This window comes from Mycobacterium sp. C31M, assembly GCF_053345865.1.
In genome coordinates this window covers 59,789-80,149 of the sequence record NZ_JBKFAX010000010.1, presented here as the reverse complement: position 1 = coordinate 80,149, position 20,361 = coordinate 59,789, and the positions used below count along the sequence as shown (strand labels likewise).

At 68.4% G+C, this 20,361-nt stretch carries 23 protein-coding genes; 16 read left to right on the top strand and 7 right to left on the bottom strand.

Annotated elements, in window-relative coordinates:
• From ACLBYA_RS16500 to ACLBYA_RS16445, 12 genes are read left to right on the top strand one after another with little or no spacing between them, the layout of a single operon-like run.
• Nucleotides 1-942: a NifU family protein gene (locus ACLBYA_RS16500; protein ID WP_447710501.1), complete on the top strand. Its 942-nt coding sequence runs from the start codon at nt 1-3 to the stop codon at nt 940-942.
• Complete coding sequence (locus ACLBYA_RS16495; protein ID WP_447710500.1) at nt 939-1,571, top strand: DUF5947 family protein; 633 nt, start codon at nt 939-941, stop codon at nt 1,569-1,571. The genes ACLBYA_RS16500 and ACLBYA_RS16495 overlap by 4 nt, the downstream gene beginning before the upstream one ends.
• Entirely contained in the window at nt 1,568-2,212 is a 645-nt protein-coding gene (locus tag ACLBYA_RS16490) for a DUF6084 family protein (protein WP_447710499.1), read from the top strand. The genes ACLBYA_RS16495 and ACLBYA_RS16490 overlap by 4 nt, the downstream gene beginning before the upstream one ends.
• On the top strand, nt 2,209-3,552 hold the full coding sequence (locus ACLBYA_RS16485) for a hypothetical protein (protein ID WP_447710498.1): 1,344 nt from the start codon (nt 2,209-2,211) through the stop codon (nt 3,550-3,552). The genes ACLBYA_RS16490 and ACLBYA_RS16485 overlap by 4 nt, the downstream gene beginning before the upstream one ends.
• A complete protein-coding gene (locus tag ACLBYA_RS16480; RefSeq protein ID WP_447710497.1) occupies nt 3,543-3,662 on the top strand; it encodes a DUF6893 family small protein in 120 nt (39 codons plus the stop codon). The genes ACLBYA_RS16485 and ACLBYA_RS16480 overlap by 10 nt, the downstream gene beginning before the upstream one ends.
• Entirely contained in the window at nt 3,628-4,152 is a 525-nt protein-coding gene (locus tag ACLBYA_RS16475) for a hydrogenase maturation protease (protein WP_447710496.1), read from the top strand. Before ACLBYA_RS16480 ends, ACLBYA_RS16475 begins: the two co-directional genes overlap by 35 nt.
• A gap of 3 nt (nt 4,153-4,155) precedes the next feature.
• The gene (locus ACLBYA_RS16470; RefSeq protein WP_447710495.1) at nt 4,156-4,392 is read left to right on the top strand and encodes a HypC/HybG/HupF family hydrogenase formation chaperone; all 237 of its coding nucleotides are present in this window, start codon (nt 4,156-4,158) and stop codon (nt 4,390-4,392) included.
• Nucleotides 4,389-6,671: a carbamoyltransferase HypF gene (gene hypF, locus ACLBYA_RS16465; RefSeq protein WP_447710494.1), complete on the top strand. Its 2,283-nt coding sequence runs from the start codon at nt 4,389-4,391 to the stop codon at nt 6,669-6,671. Before ACLBYA_RS16470 ends, hypF begins: the two co-directional genes overlap by 4 nt.
• A gap of 12 nt (nt 6,672-6,683) precedes the next feature.
• On the top strand, nt 6,684-6,998 hold the full coding sequence (locus ACLBYA_RS16460; RefSeq protein ID WP_447710493.1) for a HypC/HybG/HupF family hydrogenase formation chaperone: 315 nt from the start codon (nt 6,684-6,686) through the stop codon (nt 6,996-6,998).
• Nucleotides 6,995-8,095, top strand: coding sequence for a hydrogenase formation protein HypD (hypD, locus tag ACLBYA_RS16455; RefSeq protein WP_447710492.1), 1,101 nt, complete (start codon nt 6,995-6,997; stop codon nt 8,093-8,095). The genes ACLBYA_RS16460 and hypD overlap by 4 nt, the downstream gene beginning before the upstream one ends.
• Nucleotides 8,088-9,149: a hydrogenase expression/formation protein HypE gene (gene hypE / locus ACLBYA_RS16450; protein WP_447710491.1), complete on the top strand. Its 1,062-nt coding sequence runs from the start codon at nt 8,088-8,090 to the stop codon at nt 9,147-9,149. The genes hypD and hypE overlap by 8 nt, the downstream gene beginning before the upstream one ends.
• 1 nt (nt 9,150) lies before the next feature.
• Complete coding sequence (locus ACLBYA_RS16445) at nt 9,151-9,891, top strand: DUF6390 family protein (RefSeq protein ID WP_447710490.1); 741 nt, start codon at nt 9,151-9,153, stop codon at nt 9,889-9,891.
• 1 nt (nt 9,892) lies between these two features.
• On the opposite strand, the gene ACLBYA_RS16440 is transcribed toward ACLBYA_RS16445, so the two are convergent.
• Nucleotides 9,893-10,087: a DUF3046 domain-containing protein gene (locus ACLBYA_RS16440; RefSeq protein WP_447710489.1), complete on the bottom strand. Its 195-nt coding sequence runs from the start codon at nt 10,085-10,087 to the stop codon at nt 9,893-9,895.
• Between the two features lie 4 nt (nt 10,088-10,091).
• A complete protein-coding gene (locus ACLBYA_RS16435) occupies nt 10,092-11,255 on the bottom strand; it encodes a glycosyltransferase (protein ID WP_447710488.1) in 1,164 nt (387 codons plus the stop codon).
• Nucleotides 11,256-11,285: 30 nt separating this feature from the next.
• On the opposite strand from ACLBYA_RS16435, the gene ACLBYA_RS16430 reads away from it, so the two are divergent.
• Nucleotides 11,286-11,726: a limonene-1,2-epoxide hydrolase family protein gene (locus tag ACLBYA_RS16430; protein ID WP_447710487.1), complete on the top strand. Its 441-nt coding sequence runs from the start codon at nt 11,286-11,288 to the stop codon at nt 11,724-11,726.
• The gene (locus tag ACLBYA_RS16425) at nt 11,726-12,136 is read left to right on the top strand and encodes a DUF5313 domain-containing protein (RefSeq protein WP_447710486.1); all 411 of its coding nucleotides are present in this window, start codon (nt 11,726-11,728) and stop codon (nt 12,134-12,136) included. The genes ACLBYA_RS16430 and ACLBYA_RS16425 overlap by 1 nt, the downstream gene beginning before the upstream one ends.
• Here the strand turns inward: ACLBYA_RS16425 and pspM are convergent.
• The 4 genes from pspM to pgsA all read right to left on the bottom strand — a co-directional run bounded on the left by pspM (nt 12,133) and on the right by pgsA (nt 14,835).
• On the bottom strand, nt 12,133-12,963 hold the full coding sequence (gene pspM, locus ACLBYA_RS16420; protein ID WP_447710485.1) for a phage shock envelope stress response protein PspM: 831 nt from the start codon (nt 12,961-12,963) through the stop codon (nt 12,133-12,135). The genes ACLBYA_RS16425 and pspM overlap by 4 nt on opposite strands.
• Before the next feature lie 14 nt (nt 12,964-12,977).
• Nucleotides 12,978-13,793, bottom strand: a complete 816-nt coding sequence (gene pspA, locus ACLBYA_RS16415) for a phage shock protein PspA (RefSeq protein WP_447710484.1) — start codon at nt 13,791-13,793, stop codon at nt 12,978-12,980.
• A gap of 86 nt (nt 13,794-13,879) precedes the next feature.
• Nucleotides 13,880-14,197 carry a transcriptional regulator ClgR gene (gene clgR, locus ACLBYA_RS16410; protein ID WP_447710483.1) on the bottom strand — a complete coding sequence of 106 codons (318 nt, stop codon included), beginning with the start codon at nt 14,195-14,197 and terminating at the stop codon, nt 13,880-13,882.
• Nucleotides 14,198-14,241: 44 nt separating this feature from the next.
• Nucleotides 14,242-14,835 carry a CDP-diacylglycerol--glycerol-3-phosphate 3-phosphatidyltransferase gene (pgsA, locus tag ACLBYA_RS16405; protein ID WP_447710482.1) on the bottom strand — a complete coding sequence of 198 codons (594 nt, stop codon included), beginning with the start codon at nt 14,833-14,835 and terminating at the stop codon, nt 14,242-14,244.
• A 42-nt stretch (nt 14,836-14,877) separates the two neighbouring features.
• On the opposite strand from pgsA, the gene ACLBYA_RS16400 reads away from it, so the two are divergent.
• On the top strand, nt 14,878-15,387 hold the full coding sequence (locus ACLBYA_RS16400) for an amino-acid N-acetyltransferase (RefSeq protein WP_447710481.1): 510 nt from the start codon (nt 14,878-14,880) through the stop codon (nt 15,385-15,387).
• Here the strand turns inward: ACLBYA_RS16400 and ACLBYA_RS16395 are convergent.
• Nucleotides 15,384-17,747, bottom strand: coding sequence for a DNA translocase FtsK (locus ACLBYA_RS16395; RefSeq protein ID WP_447710665.1), 2,364 nt, complete (start codon nt 17,745-17,747; stop codon nt 15,384-15,386). The two genes, ACLBYA_RS16400 and ACLBYA_RS16395, sit on opposite strands and share 4 nt — an antisense overlap.
• A gap of 407 nt (nt 17,748-18,154) precedes the next feature.
• On the opposite strand from ACLBYA_RS16395, the gene ACLBYA_RS16390 reads away from it, so the two are divergent.
• Complete coding sequence (locus ACLBYA_RS16390; RefSeq protein WP_447710480.1) at nt 18,155-20,350, top strand: SulP family inorganic anion transporter; 2,196 nt, start codon at nt 18,155-18,157, stop codon at nt 20,348-20,350.
• Nucleotides 20,351-20,361 lie beyond the last annotated feature (11 nt).

Here is a 20,361-nt window from a genome sequence, read left to right as displayed (position 1 = left end):
ATGGGCCCGCCTGGATTGTCAAGCCCCGACGAAACCCAGGGCCTCATCCGGGGAGAGGCACATTGGCGCGCGGCGGGCGACCGGATACAGACGCTGCTCGACGCCAGCGCGACGGGCGGCACAGTGGCACGCATCCGAGCCGAACAGCTGGTCGGTGAGGTCACCGACCTGTACGGCGCCGCGCTGCAACGCATCACGGAGCTGACCGCCGCGCATCCCGCGCTCACCGAGGAGCTCGCCGCCGATGACCTGATCGCCAGCCTGCTGCTGGTGCACGGGCTGCACCCGCACGACACCACCCGGCGTATCGAGGATGCCCTGGACGGGGTCAGACCCTATCTGGGCTCCCACGGTGGCGATGTCACCCTGCTCGGTATCACCGACGATGCCACGGTCCGGCTGCAGTTCACGGGCAGCTGCAAGAGCTGTCCGTCCTCCGCGGTCACCCTGGAACTCACCGTCGAGGATGCCATCCGCGCGGCCGCCCCGGAGGTCACCGGTATCGAGGTGGTATCCGCCGACACCGCACCAGGTGCCGGGGTGATCCCGGTGGAGTCACTGCTGAGCCGGGTCCACCGCAACGGCCAGACCGCGACGGCCTGGCATCCGGTGCCCGAGTTCGCCGAACTCGGCCCGGGCGAGGTCGGCGGATTCCGGGTCGCCACCGCCACCCTGGTGGCCTGCCGGGTCGGCGACGAGCTGTTCGTCTACCAGGACCGGTGCGGCCGCTGTGACGGCTCCCTGGCCGGGGCCGCCCTGCACCGGCGGTTGGGTGCGGCCGACCCTGTTCTGCGCTGTCCACGCTGCCATGCGCACTTCGATATCGTGCACGCCGGGGCCCGCCTCGACGACGACGCCGACACGGCCGAACATCTCGACCCGGTACCACTGCTGATACGCGACGGCGTGCTGTCCGTCGCGGTGCCGGCCGGTGCGTCATGACCGGCGCCTACGACGTGCTGGCGCGGATCCGCGCCAACCGCCCGGCGCCCGCTCCGGCCGGCGAACGCTGCGAGATGTGCTCGGAGTCGATCGCCGACGAACACCAGCATGTGGTCGATCTCGACGGCCGACAACTGATGTGCGTCTGCCGGGGTTGCTTTCTGTTGTTCACCGACACCGCCGCCGTCCTGCGTTACCGGGCGGTGCCCGACCGGTACCTGGCCTTCCCGGACTTCGCACTCGGCAGCCGGGTCTGGGATCTGCTGCAGATCCCGGTCGGGCTGGCGTTCTTCTTCCGCAATTCCACGCTCGGCCGCACGGTGGCGTTCTATCCCGGCCCGGCCGGAGCCACCGAATCGGAGCTGGATCTGACCGCCTGGGACCAGATCCGCAGCGCGGATCCGCGGGTGGAACTGCTCGCCGACGACACCGAGGCACTCATCGTCCGGGTACCCGACGGGCACGGCGGTGCCTGCGAATGTTTTCTGGTGCCCATCGATACCTGCTACGAGTTCGTCGGCCGGCTGCGGATGCTGTGGCACGGCTTCGACGGTGGCCAGCAGGTGCGCCGGTTCGTCGACGACTTCTTCGACCGTGTCGGGGCCCGCAGCAAGGTGGTCATGCCGTGAGTGACGTGACGTTCGCGGTGCTCGCGATGGCTCCCGAGCCGTACGCGGTGACACCGATGCTGACGACGCGGCTGGGGATCGCAGCCATCGGCGACGAACCGGTGCACGCCATCGCACTGCGCTGCCAGGTGCGCATCGAACCGCTGCGCCGCGGCTACACCGACGAGGAAGCGGCCGGCCTGCTGGACCTGTTCGGCACCCGGGACCGGTGGAGCACCACCCAGCACACCTTCCTGTGGCAGCACACCAGCGCCATGGTGCCCGGGTTCGTGGGTACCACGCAGGTGGAACTGCCGCTGGTGTGCACCTACGATTTCGAGGTCACCGCGGCCAAGTACTTCCATGCCCTGCAGGACGGCATCATCCCCCTGCAGTTCCTGTTCAGCGGAACGGTATTCATCAAGGGCCGCAACAACTTCGCCGTCCAGCAGATCCCGTGGGACCGCGAGGACCACTACGATATGCCGGTCGCGGTGTGGCGCGACCTCATCGACCTGCACTTCCCGAACACCGGCTGGGTGCGGCTGGCCCATGACACCATCAATGCGCTCGTTGCCTACAAGTCCGCGCACGGCATGCTGGGATTGGATGCCGCCGTCACCGCACTGCTGGACACCCGCGCCGCCGAGGACGCCCGATGAGCGCCGTCAGGGACCGGGTGAGAGCCGTCGCCGACGCCGTGCTCTACGAGGGCTACCTGCTCTACCCGTACCGGGCGACATCGGGAAAGAATCAGTCCCGGTGGCAATTCGGTGTGCTGGGCCCACAGCGGGCGGCCGAACGCGGGATCGGCGAGGACGCCACCCTCTCGGGCCAACTGCTGCTGCGACCCGGACCCGAAGCCTCGTTGAACATCGTGGTGCGGTTCCTGCAACTGCAACACCGGGCCGTCGAACGCGAACTGAACGGTGGCTTCGAACCGGTCGGCGAACTGACCGCGGCCGGCCGCACCTGGCTCAGCTGGGACGAGGCGGTGGAATGCGAGCTGCCGGTCGGCCCGTTCGACACGCCGGGCGCCGCGCGGACGCTGCCCCTCGTCGTTCCCGGCGGCCACGATACCGAGCGGATCCCGGGCGGACGGCTGGTCCACACCCGCGAGCAACTGCACGCCGAGCTGACGGTGACATCCGAGGCAGATGGCGGTCTGCGGCGAATCGGCCTGTCGCTACGCAATATCGGGACGCCACCGGTGGACAAACAGCACGCCGTTGCCACCTCGCTGATCGGCACCCACCTCATCGTCAACGTCTCCGACGGTCAGTTCGTGTCGCTGTTGGACCCCCCTGCAGCGGCCGTCGAGGCGGTCGGCCGGTGCCGGCAGCACCGCTGCTTCCCGGTGCTGGCCGGCCCGCCCGGCGACACCTCCGTGATGCTGGTGTCACCGATCATCCTCTACGACCACCCCGAGATCGCCGAACAGAGCGAGGGCGCCCTCTACGACTCCACCGAGATCGACGAGATCCTCACGCTGCGGGTCATGACCCTGACCGATGACGAGAAGGCCCAGGCCCGCGCCACCGACCCGTTGGCCGCGCAACTCATCGACCGCTGTGACGCGATGTCACCGGAAGCCCTGCTGAACCTGCACGGGGTGCTGCGTGATCTGCACACCGCGATGCCGGGCCTGATCCCGGAGGTCCCCGACGGGGTGGACTGGTGGGATCCGCTGGCGGACAACGCCGTTGATCCGGGCATCGACGCGGTGCTGGTCAACGGGACGCGGGTGAGTCGCGGCAGCCGGGTCCGGTTGCGGCCGTCCCGGCGCGCCGATGCACAGGACCTCTTCTACGCCGACCGGATCGCGCGGGTCACCTCCGTGCACGAGACCGTCGACGGAGACCAGCAGATCGGGGTGGTCCTCGAGGACGACCCGGCCGCCGACCTGCACGACTGGTACGGCCGCTATCTGTACTTCGCGCCCGACGAGGTTGAACCGCTGGGTGTCGAACCGTTGATCGAAGGGAGACCGAAATGGAAGTAGTGGGCTGGGTGGCGGTGGCGGCCGCCGCCGTGGTGGTGGTTGCCGGCGCGGTCGTGGGACTGCGCTCCATCCCGGATGCGCGGCGTTATCTGCGTATGCGGCGGATGTGACGGAGGTGCCCTCACGTCACGGATTCTGGTAGCCGGGATCGGCAACATCTTCCTCGGTGACGACGGGTTCGGCCCCGAGGTGCTGCGCCACGTCCACCCGGCCGGGCCGGATGTGCGCGCGGTCGACTACGGCATCCGGGGGATGCACCTGGCCTACGACCTGCTCGACGGGTGGGACGCGCTGGTGCTCGTCGACGCGGTCCCGGATCGGGGTGCGCCAGGGACCGTGCACGTGTTCGAGGCCGACCACGAATCGCTGTCGGCCGCTGCGGGTCTGGACGCGCATGCGATGGATCCCGCCGCGGTGTTCGCGAGCCTGCAGGCGTTGGGCGGCACTCCCCCGCCGACGGTCGTGATCGGTTGTGAGATAAGCACTGTCGCGGAAGGTATCGGTCTGTCCGACCTCGTCGCGGCGGCGGTGCCCGCCGCGATCGGCGAGGTCGAGGCGGCCGTGACGCGCCTGTCGTCGATGCTGATTTCGGAGGGCTGACCGATGTGCCTGGGGATACCGGGGCAGGTGATCCGGATGCTGGACGGCTACGGCGATCAGCTCGCGCTCGTCGACGTGGCCGGCGAGGCGCGCAAGGTGAACATCGGCATGCTGCCCGAGGAGACCTTCGGACCCGGGGACTGGGTGATCATCCACATGGGCTTCGTGGTCGAGAAGACCGATGCGGCCGGGGCCGCCGCGGCGCTGGACGGCTTGAAACTGATGGGCAGCGGCCCATGACCCGCCGCCGGCTGCTCATCGCGGTGCACGGAGTGGTCCAGGGCGTCGGTTTCCGGCCGTTCGTCTACACCACCGCGGCGTCGCTGGCCCTGACCGGGTCGGTGCGCAACGACAGCTCCGGCGCGGTCATCGAGGTGGAAGGCGACGCCACCGCCATCGGAGATTTCCTGGACCGTCTCCGGGACCGGCCCCCGCCGCTCGCCGTGATCGAAACCATTCGGACACAGGATCTTCCACTGCGCGGTGGCACTGGGTTCACCATCGTCGACACGTCCCGCTCGGACGGGGGCCGCACCCTGGTGTCCCCCGATGTCGCGATGTGCGCCGACTGTGCCGCCGAGCAGCGGGATCGCACCGACCGGCGCTACCGGCACGCCTTCGTCAACTGCACCAACTGCGGCCCGCGCTTCACCATCATCGCCTCACTGCCCTATGACCGCGCCGCCACCACCATGGCGGCCTTCCCGATGTGCGCCGAATGCGCCCGGGAATACGCCGACCCGGCCGACCGGCGCTTTCATGCCCAGCCGGTCTGCTGCCCCGACTGTGGACCGACACTGAGCTTTCGCGACCATGACGGTCACCGCGCCGACGGTGAGACCGGACTGCGGGATGCGCGAAACCTGTTGCGTCGCGGCGGGATCCTTGCCGTCAAGGGCATCGGCGGATACCACTTGGCCTGCGATGCCGCCCACGGCGCGGCGGTCACCGAACTGCGGGCCCGGAAGCGGCGCGGTGACAAACCGTTCGCGGTGATGGTCGCCGACCTTCCGGCAGCGCGCACGATCGCCGACGTGGACACTGCGTCCGGACGGGTGCTGACCGGGCCGCAACGCCCGATCGTGCTACTGCCGCGCCGTACCGGGGCCGCGGTGGACGATGCCGTCGCGCCGCATATTCCGGACCTCGGCGTGATGCTGGCGTACACGCCGCTGCACACGCTGTTGTTCGGGCTGCCCGGCGACGAGCCGGCGCCGACCGTACTGGTGATGACCTCGGGAAACCTGGGCGGCGAACCGATCTGCTTCACCGATGACGATGCCGTCGATCGGCTCGCGCCGCTCGCCGACGGGTGGCTGATACATGACCGGGCGATCCTGGTGCCCTGCGACGACTCGGTGATCCGGGTGTTCGGCGACCGCGAGATACCGGTGCGCCGCTCCCGCGGTCATGCCCCGCTCCCGGTCGCCCTGCCGGTATCCGTTCCGCCGACCCTGGCGGTCGGGGCCGATCTGAAGAACACCCTGGGCATCGCCGACGGGAAATACGCCTGGCTGAGCCAGCACATCGGCGATATGGACGATCTGGCGACCCTGACCGCCTTCGACTCGGCGCAGCACCATCTACGGGCTCTGACCGGCGTGGAACCCACCACACTGGTCACCGACGCGCACCCCGGCTACCGGTCCACGGCGTGGGCACGACGTCACGCCGCGGGGCGGCCACTGCGTTCCGTCCAACACCACCACGCCCATATCGCGGCGGTGATGGCCGAGCACGGCCTGGACGGCACCGCGCAGGTACTCGGATTCGCCTTCGACGGAACGGGTTACGGCCCTGACGGTGCGATCTGGGGCGGCGAGGTGCTGCTCGCCGACTACAAGGGCTACCGGCGGGTGGCCCAGTTGAAGTACGTGCCGCTGGCCGGAGGAGACATCAGCGTGCTGCGTCCCTACCGGATGGCCCTGACCCACCTGTGGGCCGCCGGCCTGCCCTGGGATGACGACCTGGCGCCGGTGCGTGCCTGCCCGCATGACGTACGCGCCGTGCTCGCCCACCAGGTGCAGACCGGACTCGGCTGCGTCGACACCTCCAGCATGGGCCGGTTGTTCGACGCGGTGTCCGCACTGGCCGGGGTGCGCCAGGTGGTGGACTACGAGGCGCAGGCCGCGATCGAACTCGAGGGACTGTCACGCGGTGTGGATTGCGGGGCAACGGCTTACGCCTTCCGCATCGACAGGGCCGACCCGGCCGTCATCGACCCCGCGCCGGTGCTGGCCGCCATCGTCGCCGACACCCGCGCGGGTGTGCCGGCCGCGATGATCGGGGCACGGTTCCACCGGGCGGTCGCCGACCTGATCGTGGGTCTCGCGCAGGCCGCCGGCACCGGCGCACCCACCATCGCGTTGTCCGGCGGCGTGTTCCAGAATGCGCTGCTGTTGCGACTCACCCTGGACGCACTGGACGCCGACGGTTTCGAGGTCATCACGCATCGGCACGTGCCGCCCAACGACGGCGGTATCGCACTCGGCCAACTGTTGGTGGGGAACTCGGTATGAAAGGAGTAGCCCATGTGTTTGGCGGTTCCAGGCAAGATCCTGAGTCTGGCCGACCGGGACGGCACCCTGATGTCGCTGGTCGACTTCGGCGGCATCCAGAAGGACGTCTGCCTGCAGTACATCCCCGACGCGGCCGTCGGTGACTACGTCGTCGTCCATGTCGGATTCGCGATTCAGCGCCTCGACGAGGAGTCCGCGAAGAGGACGCTGGCCGAGTTCGAGCATCTCGGGGTGCTCGACGAGGAGTTCGGTGACGGATTCGAGATCGCGGCGCGACAAGCGGGGCTCGTCCCGCCGCAGGACAGTGCAACCGAGGTGACGTCATGAAGTATCTGGACGAATTCAGCAACCCTGAGCTGGCCGGCAAGCTCGTCGACCAGATCCGCGCGGCCACCAGCCGACGCTGGTCGATCATGGAAGTCTGTGGCGGGCAGACGCATTCGATCATCCGACACGGTATCGACCAGCTACTGCCCGACGAGATCGAGATGATCCACGGCCCCGGTTGCCCGGTGTGCGTGACACCGCTGGAGATGATCGACAAGGCGCTGGCGATCGCCGCCCGGCCCGAGGTGATCTTCTGCTCGTTCGGCGACATGCTGCGGGTACCGGGCAGCGCGAAGGACCTGTTCCGGATCAAGAGCGAAGGCGGCGACGTCCGGGTGGTGTACTCCCCGCTGGATGCGCTGACCATTGCCCGGGAGAACCCCGACCGGCAGGTGGTGTTCTTCGGGATCGGATTCGAGACCACCGCACCCGCCAACGCCATGACGGTGTATCAGGCCAAACGGCTTGGTATCACGAATTTCTCGCTACTGGTGTCACATGTGCTGGTACCGCCGGCGATCGCCGCCATCATGGAGTCCCCGACCTGCCGGGTACAGGCGTTCCTGGCGGCCGGGCACGTCTGTTGCGTGATGGGCACCGGCGAATACCCGGCGCTCACCGAGAAGTACCGGATCCCGATCGTGGTCACCGGGTTCGAACCACTCGACATCCTGGAAGGTATCCGGCGCACGGTGATCCAGCTGGAATCCGGACGCCATGAACTGGAGAACGCCTATCCACGCGCGGTGCAGGTCCAGGGCAACACCGCGGCCAAGGCGATGCTGGCGGATGTCTTCGATGTCACCGATCGCACCTGGCGTGGTATCGGCATGATCCCGCGCAGCGGGTGGCGGCTGTCGGCCGCCTACCGGGATTTCGATGCCGAGTACCGATTCTCGGTCACCGGAATCCACACCGCCGAGTCGGTGATCTGCCGGTCCGGGGAGGTATTGCAGGGTCTCATCAAACCTCACGAATGCGCGGCCTTCGGCTGCGAGTGCACGCCGCGTAATCCGCTGGGCGCGACGATGGTCTCCTCCGAGGGCGCCTGCGCCGCCTACTACCTGTACCGACGACTCGAGGTGACCCATGCCTGAGATATCGATCGACCTCGAATCGTGGGTATGCCCGGCGCCGCTGCGCGATGCACCGAATATCGTGATGGGCCACGGCGGCGGCGGGGCCATGTCGGCCGAGTTGATCGAGCACCTGTTCCTGCCCGCCTTCGGCCCGGCCGCCGACGCCGGGATGGGTGATGCGGCGGTGATCGAGGTCGGCGGGACCCGGTTGGCGTTCTCCACCGATTCGTTCGTGGTCAAACCGCTGACGTTCCCCGGCGGCAGCATCGGTGACCTGGCGGTCAACGGAACCGTCAACGATCTCGCGATGGCGGGCGCGCGGCCGCTGGTCCTGTCGACGGCGTTCATCCTGGAGGAGGGCACCGCGCTGGCGGACATCGCACAGGTCGCGCGAACGCTCGGCACGGCCGCGCTGGCCGCCGGCGTGAAACTGGTGACCGGTGACACCAAGGTCGTCGACTCCGGCCACGGTGACGATGTGTTCGTCAACACCGCCGGCATCGGCATCGTCGATGACCGCGCCGATATCCGTCCGCAGCGGGCGGCACCGGACGACGTGGTGATCATCAGCGGCGATATCGGTGTGCACGGAGTGGCGGTGATGAGCTGCCGCGAAGGGCTGCAGTTCTCCACCACCGTCGCCAGTGATACCGCACCCCTGCACGGGCTGGTGGCCGCCATGATCGACACCGGCGCGGACCTGCACGTGCTGCGGGACCCGACGCGTGGCGGGGTGGCGGCCACACTCAACGAGATCGCGAAGGCGGCGCGCGTCGGGATTGCCCTGGACGAACGTACCTTCCCGATCCCGGCCGAGGTGCGCGACGCGTGCGGGTTGCTCGGCCTGGATCCACTGCAGGTCGCCAACGAGGGCAAGCTGCTGGCGTTCGTGCCGACGGGCGACGCCGAGCAGGTGCTGGCCGCCATGCGCGGCCATCCGCTCGGGGCGCGCGCCGCGGTGATCGGCCGCTGCGTCGCCGAGCATCCGGGGATGGTGGTCGCGCGGACCGCTCTCGGGGGCACCAGGGTGGTGGACCTGCCGGTCGGCGAGCAACTACCGCGGATCTGCTGATATGACCGGTACGGCGCAGATACCGGCGGGACATGCGTCGTTCGCCCGGTACGCCTACCCCCCGAACGAACTCGGATACTGCGGACCCACCGATCCGGGAGTGCTGTGGCGTGCCGACGACACGGCGGCCATCACCGCGCACGCGACGGAGTTCGACGGCGCCTGGCCCTATCTGCGGGCGATCGCCGACGCCGTGGGCGGCACCGATCCGCTCGGCGATGACGTGGTCCGCAACTACTGGGTGGGTGGCGACCTGTTGGACCGGGTGCATCCCGGCGCGCTCCTGCACCGGTTGCGCACTGCGTTCGGCAGCCAGGTCACCGGCCTGCTGTCGGATCTGAGTGATCCGAGCGGTGTGCTGGCGCACCACAGCTTCCACGTCTTCGTCGTCTACCCGTGGGTGCGGTTCCTGGACCGTGACCAGGTGACGCCGCTGCGGGTCCTGCAGAACTGCCGTATCCGCTGGGGCACCGTCGAATCCGTCGCCGGTGAACACGTGACGATCACCTCACGCCCCCTCACCTACACGGGCGGTGCGCTGGCACTCGGTGCGCCGCTCGCCGAGCGGGTGCGGTGGAGCCGGGACGGCGCGTCGTTGTCGGCCGTGCCGGCGCCCGGTGACACGGTCACCGCGCACTGGGACTGGGTGTGCGGGACACTCGACGCCGCCGATTGCCGCGCGCTGGGACTGGCGACGCAGACGACATTGGATCTGGTCAACGCGGTACACGCGCGCCGGTGATTCACCACTCGTCGCGCGGGACATCGAAGTCGGCGCACAGCGCGCGCCACACATCACGTGGTTCCACGCCCGCCTCGATGGCTTGGGCGGCGGTACGCCCACCCAGCACGCTCAGCACGTGATCGACGAGCACCGACGCGCCATAGGCGGCACCGAACAGGCCCGTCACACGTTCGTTGAACTCGGTGATGCGCACGCTATCAAACTAGCGCGTCATGGCACACCCGTACCGGATCGGCCACCTCGCCGGCACCGGCCCGCGCCCGCTCGGCGGCCGACCGATACCCCGGATCCGCCAGCACCGCACCCACCGCGGCGGTCAGCGCCTCGGCCGTCAACGGCCTGATCAACTGTCCACTTCCTTGTCGCACAACACGATTGGCGATCTCCCACTGGTCACCTCCGCCGGGCACCGTCACCAGCGGAACCCCGTGCAGCAGTGATTTCGCGACGATCCCGTGTCCGCCCCCGCATACCAGCACATCGGCCTCGGAGAGCAGTTCGTCCTGGCGTCCCAGGCCGACGACCGCCCAGTCCGGGACGTCCAGATCGGCCCCGCCGAGCCGGGACACCGCCACCCGGGTTGCGGCCGGCAGATCCCGTCCGGGTTCCAATGCGGTCAATGCCAGCTCCGCCAGCCCCGCCGTCCCGGTCGTCGCCGTCGACGGTGCCACCACGACCAGCGGGCCGTCCCCCGGCGGCGGGGTGAGCACGTCTGCGGTCGGTTCAAAATGCAGTGGTCCGACGACCACGGCCGCGGCAGGCCAGTCCGGGCGTGCGACCTCCAGGGCGGGCAGTGTCGCGATCAGCCGACGCAACGGTCCCGGGTCGCGCGCAGGAAGCCCGATACCCACCCGGGCCGTCGAGCGGTCGCGCTCCCCCGCCCGGATCGACCGGGCCGTCAGCGCCCGCATCACCGTGTCGCGCAACCGGCCACGCAGCCCGACCCCGGGCGCCAGACCACTCCCGAGCGGCGGCAGCCCGCGCGACGGCAGGTACAGCGGGTGCGGGACCAGTTCGATCCAGGGCAGACCGAGCAGTTCGGCACCCAGTCCGCCAGCTGCGGTGATCACATCCGAGACGACCAGATCCGGTGCCAGCGACCGCAGTCCAGCGACGTTGAGCTGCGCCATCCGGGCCGCCCGGTGGTGGATCTTGGCCCCGGCGTCCCCGTCGTCGTCCTGTTCGTCGGGGTCCAGGCCCTCCAACAGGCGGGCCCGCACACCGGCGGCGCGCGCGGTGTCCAGCCACTGTGCACCGGTGAACAGGGTCGCGGCATCACCGGCAGCGGCGAAACGCAGGCACAAGGCGATCGCCGGGAACGCATGCCCGGGATCGGGACCGGCCACGACGGCTACACGCACCCGGCCAGCCTGTCACATACCCTGAGGTACATGACCGACCAGGCTCTCACCGCCACCGAAGCGGCCAATATCGCCACGGTGGAGAAGTTTCTGTTCTCGCTGCGTGGCCCCGATCTGGATACCGCCGGCTCCCTGATCGACGATGACCTCGTCTATCAGAACGTCGGCTTCCCGACGGTGCGCGGCCGGGCGCGCACCCTCAAGGTGTTCAAGGCGCTGGACCGGCCCGCCTTCGGGTTCGATGTGGCGATCCACCGGACCGCCGCCGACGGCCATGTCGTGCTCAACGAGCGCACCGACGCGCTGGTCATCGGCCCGGTGCGGCTGCAGTTCTGGGTGTGCGGGGTGTTCGAGGTGCACGACGGCCGGATCACCCTGTGGCGCGATTATTTCGACATGTTCGACATGACGAAAGCCCTGGCCCGTGGTCTGGCCGGTGCGGTGCTGCCCGCGCTGCGCCCCAAGCTCTGATGTCCAGAACCAAGCCCAACCTGTTCCAGCTGATCAGGTACTGCCTGGGCAAGCGACTGCCCGATTCGATGCTGGACTGGGTACGCAACGATCTGGCAGGCCCCGGCGCCACCCGCCGGGTGATGTTGCGGGTGCTGGTGCCCGCGGTACTGGTGTTGGCGCCGTTCTGGCTGATCCCGACGACGTTGTACGTGCACCTGGCGATGACGGTGCCGATCCTGATCCCGTTCATCTACTTCTCGCACGCACTGAACAAGATCTGGCGTCGACACATGCTGCGGGTGCACGGGCTCGATCCGTCCCTGGTGGACGCGCTGGCACGCAAGCGCGACGCCGCCAAGCACCAGTCCTACATCGACCGGTTCGGGCCGCGCCCGGATTCAGCCGAGCTCGGCACGCACGATATCTAGGCGCCGCGTAGCTGACCCAACTCGTCAAATGCCTGCGCCCAACCCTGCAGCCGGTCGGTGGCGTTGACCAGTTCGCTGCGGTAACGCTGTTGGGCCATCGGCGAGTTGGACACCGGCCCGGAATTCACCGAGGACACCAGTTGTGCTGCAGCGGTGACCATCTCGTCGTACTGGCGCGCCCCGTGGGTGAGCTGGCCGGCGAACGAGGCGATGGTCGGGGCCAGGTGCGCACGTGACCGCGGCGACGAGGACGCGGCGCGTTCCATCGCGACGACCTCGTTGGCGGTGGCGGCCATGGTGACCGCCGTCTGACCGGCGGCCGCCGCGATCTCGCGCAGCTCCTCCTCGGGCAGCATCCGGCCGCGTTGCAGCACACCCAGCATCGAGTACAGCCCACGCTCGGCGGCGGCCAGATCAGCCATCGGCTTACGGGCCGCCGAACCGAACGGCGGCAACCGGCGTGCGGCGGGCCCGACGGGTAGTGGTTCGGCCCGCAGCCAGCGGTACCGCAGGAAGAACAGCGTCGCGGGGAAGGCGGCGCCGGCGGCGATCACCCCGGTGACGATCAGTGCCCACACCGGGGTGCTCCACGATGCGAGCACCGCGGTGACCAGGATCCAGAAGACACTGCTGAGGCCGAAGAAGATGCCCAGCCGCAGCGCCCAACGCCGCTTGCGCAGCAGTTTGGCCCGGGGATCGGAGATGGCGGCGAGCTTGGTCGCGAGCAGATCGGAGAACTCGGCCGCGGTGTCGATACCGCTCTGCAGACCGCGTTCTGCCATCCCGCGCCAGCCGTGCCGACGCCCCGACCTCGATCCGGTCGCCATCTATCCCTCCAAAACTATTGCGAGAGTGGGTTTTCCGGTGCCGCAGCCGGAGGGTTCGCGGCCGGAGTGGCAGGTGTCGCCGGGGTGGCATCGCCGGCGGGAAGCGCCTCACCACGCATCGAGGCGCGAATCTGCTCCAGACGCGAGTGCCCTGCCATCTGCACGCTGGCCTGCTGCACCTCCATCATGCGGCCCTGCACCGAGTTCTGGGCGAGCTCGGTGGCGCCCATCGCGTTGGCGTAGCGGCGTTCGATCTTCTCGCGTACCTCGTCGAGGTTCGGCGTACTGCCGGGCGCGGAGATCTCGCTCATCGACTGCAACGACTTGCTGACCTGCTCCTGCATCTTGGCCTGCTCCAGCTGGGACAGCAGCTTGGTGCGCTCGGCGATCTTCGTCTGCAGCACCATGGCGTTCTGCTCGACGGCCTTCTTGGCCTGGCCGGCCGCCTGCAACGACTGGTCGTGCAGGGCCTTGAGATCCTCGACGCTCTGCTCGGCGGTGACCAACTGAGCGGCGAACGCCTCGGCGGCGTTGGTGTACTCGGTGGCCTTGGCGGCATCACCGGAGGCGGCGGCCTGGTCGGCCAGGGTCAGCGCCTGGCGCACGTTGGCCTGCAGCTTCTCGATATCGGCGAGCTGACGGTTCAGCCGCATCTCCAGCTGGCGCTGGTTGCCGATGACCTGGGCTGCCTGCTGGGTCAGGGCCTGATGTTGACGCTGTGCGTCCTCGATGGCCTGCTGGATCTGCACCTTCGGATCGGCGTACTCGTCGACCTTGGAGCTGAACAGCGCCATGAGGTATTTCCACGCCTTGGCGAACGGATTGGCCATGAGAACGTTTCCGCCTTCTTGTATTCGGTGTGAGCTACTGCCGTCTGGGGAACTGTTGAGTGTCAACCTATCGGTTCGGCACCCGATCAAGCCACCGCCATGGACACAGCCTGCGGAATCACAACCTTGGTCGCAGCGTCGATACCGGTCACCGGAGCCGCCGCACACTCGCGGCGGGCCAACTGCTCGCCGGCGTCGAACAGCACCCGCGACATCGGGATGTCGAGCGCATCGCAAATGGCGCTGAGCAGTTCACTGGAGGCCTCCTTGCGGCCGCGCTCCACCTCGGACAGGTAACCCAGGCTGACCCGCGCCGCATCGGACACCTCCCGCAGGGTGCGCCCCTGCTCGGTCCGTGCGCCACGCAGGACGTCGCCGATCACCTCACGCAGCAGTGTCGTCATACAAGGGTCAACGCCATCGGGTGGCTGGTGGTTCCCGGACTCGCTCAGGTGGCCGGCCGGGCCCGCGAATCGCGGACCGCCGAGACCACATAGTCGATACCGGTGAGCACCGTCAGCAGCACGGCGAGCCACATGATGCCGGTCGCCACCGTGAGCCACACACCGGAGATGGGCAGGATGAACAGCCCGATGGCGACGGCCTGGACCAGCGTTTTCAGCTTGCCGCCGCGACTGGCGGGGATGACGCCGTGGCGTAGCACCGCCAGGCGCAGCACGGTGACGCCGACCTCACGCGCCATGATGACGATGGTGATCCACCACGGCAGGTCGCCGAGCATCGACAGCCCGATCAGCGCCGACCCGATCAGCAACTTGTCGGCGATCGGATCGGCCAGTTTGCCGAATTCGGTGACCATGCCGTAGGCCCGCGCCAGGGCGCCATCCAGGTGATCGGTGATGACCGCGGTGGCGAACACCACGAAAGCAATTGTTCGCCAGGACGTCTCGTGGCCGTCCCCGGCGAACAGGGCCGCCAGGAACACCGGGACGAGGATGAAACGGACACCGGTCAGCAGGTTGGCGATGTTGGCGACGGACGCACGGGGCACCACTGGATCGGTATCTGGTTGTCCCGGCACCGCAACAGAATATCGGTTGCGATTGCCGATACTCTCCCTGCTGTGAGTGAGGTGATCGACCAGGTGACCGTCCGGCGCGCCCGGACGTCCGATGTCCCGTCCATCAAGGAGCTCGTCGACATCTACGCAGGCAAGATCCTGCTGGAGAAGGACCTGGTCAACCTGTACGAGGCGGTGCAGGAGTTCTGGGTCGGCGAGGTCGACGGCGAGATCGTCGGATGCGGCGCCCTGCACGTGCTGTGGGCGGACCTGGGCGAGGTCCGCACGGTGGCGGTGCATCCGAAGGTGCGCGGCAAGGGAGTCGGGCACCGGGTGGTGTCCCAGCTGCTCGACGTCGCCCGCGATCTGCACCTGCAGCGCATCTTCGTGCTGACCTTCGAGACCGACTTCTTCGGCAGGCACGGTTTCGCGGAGATCGAGGGTACCCCGGTGACCGCCGAGGTCTACGAGGAGATGTGCCGCTCGTTCGACACCGGCATGGCCGAGTTCCTGGACCTGTCCTACGTCAAACCCAACATTCTGGGCAACACCCGGATGCTGCTCACCCTCTAGAAGTCCGGTTCGTCATCCTCGTCGGCCCCGTTGGCGTCGGATCCGCCCCGGATGAGCGCCAGCGTGCCGGCCAGCTCATCGGGTTTGACCAGCACCTCGCGCGCCTTGGAACCCTCCGAGGGCCCGACGATGTTGCGGGTCTCCATCAGGTCCATCAGGCGGCCTGCCTTGGCGAAGCCGACCCGCAGCTTGCGCTGCAGCATCGAGGTGGACCCGAACTGGCTGGACACCACGAGTTCGACGGCCTGCAGGAAGACGTCCATATCGTCGCCGATATCGGGGTCGACATCGCCGCGTTCACCACCGGCCGGCTTGGCCTTGGTGACACCCTCGACGAACTCCGGCTCCGCCTGGGCCTTGGTGGCCTCGACGACGGCGTGGATCTCCTCGTCGCTGATGAACGCGCCCTGCATACGGATCGGCTTGTTGGCGCCCATCGGCAGGAACAGGCCGTCACCCATACCGATCAGCTTCTCCGCACCCGGCTGGTCCAGGATGACGCGGCTGTCGGTCAGCGACGAGGTGGCGAACGCCAGTCGTGAGGGCACGTTGGTCTTGATCAGCCCGGTGACGACATCGACGGACGGACGCTGGGTGGCCAGCACCAGGTGGATACCGGCGGCGCGGGCCTTCTGCGTGATGCGCACGATGGCCTCTTCGACATCACGCGGCGCGGTCATCATCAGGTCGGCGAGCTCGTCGACGATGGCCAGGATGTAGGGATACGGCTTGTAGACGCGCTCGCTGCCCAGCGGCGTCGAGATCTCCCCTGATCTCACCTTTTCGTTGAACACGTCGATATGACGCACCCGCGAGGCCTGCATGTCCTGGTAGCGCTGTTCCATCTCCTCGACCAACCAGGCCAGCGCAGCGGCGGCCTTCTTGGGCTGGGTGATGATCGGGGTGATCAGGTGCGGAATGCCTTCATAGGGCGTCAGTTCCACCATCTTCGGGTCGATCAGGATCATCCTGACCTCCTCCGGGGTCGCCCGCGCCAGCAGCGAGACCAGCATCGAGTTGACGAAGCTGGACTTACCGGAGCCGGTCGAACCGGCCACCAGCAGGTGCGGCATCTTGGCAAGGTTGGCCGAGATGAAATCGCCCTCGATGTCCTTGCCCAGCCCGATCACCAGTGGGTGGTGATCGCGGCGGGTGGACGGCGCGGTCAGCACATCGGAGAGCCGCACCATCTCACGGTCGGTGTTGGGCACCTCGATACCGACGGCCGACTTGCCCGGGATCGGAGCGAGCATGCGGACGCTCTCGGTCGCCACCGCGTAGGCGATATTGCGGTGCAGCGCAGTGATTTTCTCGACCTTGACGCCGGGGCCGAGTTCGACCTCGTAGCGGGTGACGGTCGGGCCGCGGGTGCAGCCGGTGACGGCGGCGTCGACCTTGAACTGTTGCAGCACCGAGGTGATGGCGTCTTCCATCTGATCGTTGGCGGCGGTGCGCAGCTTCGGCGGATCACCGGCGATCAGCAGGTCCAGGGACGGCAGGTTGTACGGCCCCTCGACCACCCGGTCGACGACGATGGCGTCCTCGACCTTCTTGGGCTTGCGCGGTTCCGGCTTGGGCCGCCGTGACTTTGCGGCGGCCGGCTCGGGAACCGTTGGGGCGTCCGGTTCCTCGGGCAGCGGGTAGTTCTCCATCGGTGTGCCGGCCGGCAGTTCGGCGGTGGGCCACCGTTGGGCGTCGGCACCGCCGAGGTCGTCGTCACGGTCGTAGTACCCGTCGGAGAAGTCGTCGGTGACAGCATCGTCGTAGTCGCCGCGCTCGTCGTATTCGTCGTCTTCGTCGTAGTAGTCGTCCTCGAACCCACGGGTGCTGAACATGTCTCGCAGCATCGTGGGCAGTTCGCGAATGGTGGTGCCGGTCAACAGCAGCACCCCGAACAGCACACCGATGACCAGCAGCGGGGTGGCGATCCACACCGTCAGCCCATCCGACAGCGGTCCGCCGATGACGAATCCGATGAATCCGGCCGCATCGCGGCGGGCCACTGCATCCAGCGGGGCTCCGGACCAGACATGCCAGAGCCCGAGCACCGGGAGCGTGATCATGGCCGACCCGAGGATCAGCCTGGGCCGCGCATCCAGATTCGGCTCGGTACGCATCAGCACGATCGCGATGCCCCCGACGATCACCGGCACCAGGACCACTGCCCCGCCGATGACGGTGCGCACCACCATGTCGATCCAGCCGCCCACCGGACGGGCGGCGTCGAACCACGAGCTGGCCGCGACGACGACGGCGACACCGAGCAGTGCCAGCGCGATCCCGTCACGGCGGTGGCCGGGCTCCAGATCCCGGGCGCGGCCGACGGAGCGGGCGGTGGAGCCCGCTCCCTTGGCGACCATCAGCCAACCGGCCCGGGTGCCGCGGCCGACGGCCGCGCCGGCGGCGGCGAACGGGGACGGCGAGCGGCGCGGCGCGGGCTTGCGACGCGGCGCCGCCGGACGCTTCACGGGCTTGGTTGCCCGCGACTTGCTCCCCGAGCCGCCCTTTGACGTGCTCGTACGGGCTCCGGACCGGGCAGCGGTCTTGTTGGCCATGGGTATCAGCCTAGTCGCAGACGCCTCTTTTTCACCATCTGCCACACCTGTCACAAGTTGATCTCGAAGCCGTGATGGCGCCGTGACCTGCAATGCAGTCGACTGATTCCGCAGCGGCCACAAACGTTGCCCCACCTGCACAATCTCAAACGTGGCCAGCGTCACCGAGCCAGAAACCGACGGATTCCGTGGTCGCCGCTACTCTCGAAGCGGTGACCCCGCCGCAACCGAAACCCCATGTTAAACCGTTGTTACACACGGTCTTTCGCTATGACGTCCCGGCCTCGCTGGTGGTCTTCCTGGTCGCCCTACCGCTGTCGATCGGTATTGCGGTCGCGTCCGGCGCGCCGGTGGTGGCCGGCCTGATCGCCGCGATCGTCGGCGGCATCGTCTGCGCGTTCGTCGGCGGTTCTCCGCTGCAGGTCAGCGGCCCCGCCGCCGGCCTCACGGTGGTCGTCGCCGAGCTGGTCGCACAGTTCGGGTGGAAGGCCACCTGCGCCATCACCGCCGCGGCCGGCGTCGTGCAGATCCTGCTGGGGCTCAGCCGGATCGCCCGGGCCGCGCTGGCCATCGCACCGATCGTCGTGCACGCGATGCTGGCCGGTATCGGCATCACCATCGCGTTGCAGCAGATTCACGTGCTGCTGGGCGGCGGACCGCGCAGCAACGCCTGGGAGAACCTCACCTCACTACCCGGCCAGCTGGCCGACCCGAGCTGGTCTGAGGTGCTGATCGGCAGCTTGGTCATCGCGGTCATGCTGAGCTGGCGGTTCGTCCCCGCGCCGGCCCGCGCTGTGCCCGGGGCTTTGGTCGCCGTCGTCATCGCGACCACGGTCAGTTATCTGCCCGGCTTCGGCACCGACCGCATCACGCTCGACGAATCGGTCATCGACGCCGTCGGCCTGCCACAGATGCCCCAGGGCACCTGGGGCGCGATCGCACTCGCCGTGCTGACGGTGGCCCTGATCGCCAGTGTGGAGAGCCTGCTGTCGGCGAGCGCCGTGGACAAGATGCACAGCGGTCCCCGCACCGATTTCAACCGCGAACTGGTCGGCCAGGGGACGGCCAATGTGTCCTCGGGCCTGTTGGGCGGCCTGCCCGTCACCGGCGTCATCGTCCGCAGTACCGCCAACGTAAGTGCCGGCGCCAAGACCCGCGCATCCGCTGCCCTGCACGGTGTCTGGCTGCTGCTGTTCTCGGTGTTCCTGGTCAACGTCGTCGAGATGATCCCGATGGCCGCGCTGGCCGGCCTACTGATCGTCATCGGCATCCAACTGGTCAAGCTGGCCCACATCGATCTGGCCCGGCGTACCGGCGAGCTGTTGATCTACGGCGTCACGCTGACCTGCGTGGTGTTCCTCAACCTGCTGGAGGGTGTGCTGATCGGGCTGGTCCTGGCGATCGCCATCGCAGCGTGGCGCATCGTGCGGGTGTCCATCGTGACCGAGGACATGACCAACCGGATCGGCAATGGCGGTCCGGCACGCTGGCATGTCGCGATCACCGGGTCGTGCAGCTTCCTGGCGCTCCCCAGGCTCACCGCTGCGTTGGCCGAGATCCCCAGCGGCGCCGAGGTCGTCATCGATCTCAACGTGGACTATCTGGACCATGCCGCGCTCGACACCCTGCAGGAGTGGATCAAACAGCGCCGCAGCCACGGTGACGAGGTCACCGTCACCGAGACCGGCACGGCGCGTATGGAGTTCGCCCATTCGCAGCCGCCGCGGCGCGATACCGAGGGCCGCCGAGTGATCGGGGCACTGCGGATGATCTGGCCACCGCATTTCGCCGGCGGTGTCGACCGCTTCCACAACGGGCTGGCTCCGCTGCTGCGGGCCCGCATGGAATCGGCTTGGACCGAACATGACCCGCACACCATGCTGATCACCTGCGCCGATGCCCGGATTCTGCCGAACCTGATCACCGACAGCGCACCCGGCGAGCTGCTGAACGTCCGCAACGTCGGCAACCGTGGCGATCTGTCGGCCGAGTCCGCACTGGCCTACGCCGTACAACGGTTGTCGGTCCGGACCATCGCCGTGTGCGGCCATTCGGGCTGCGATGCGATGCACGACCTCATGCACGACAGCGGCGACGGCCCCGTCGGCCGCTGGCTGGACAACGGCGCCCGGTCACTGGCCGCCTTCCGCGACTATCACCCCGTCGCGGCGGCGGCTGCCGAGGCCGGCTTCTCCGGCGCCGACCAGCTCAGCGTCGTCAACGTCGCGATCCAGGTTCAGGCGGCCCGGCAGCATCCCCAGGTCGCCGAGCGCACCGCCGACGGCACGGTGACCGTGGTGGGGCTGTTCCTCGACCTCGCCACCGCGCGGCTGTATCTGGTGGACGACGACTCGGTCACCGAGATCGACTCCCGTACCGCGGCCGTGACGGCGGCCACATCCAAGTAAGGTGAGTCGGC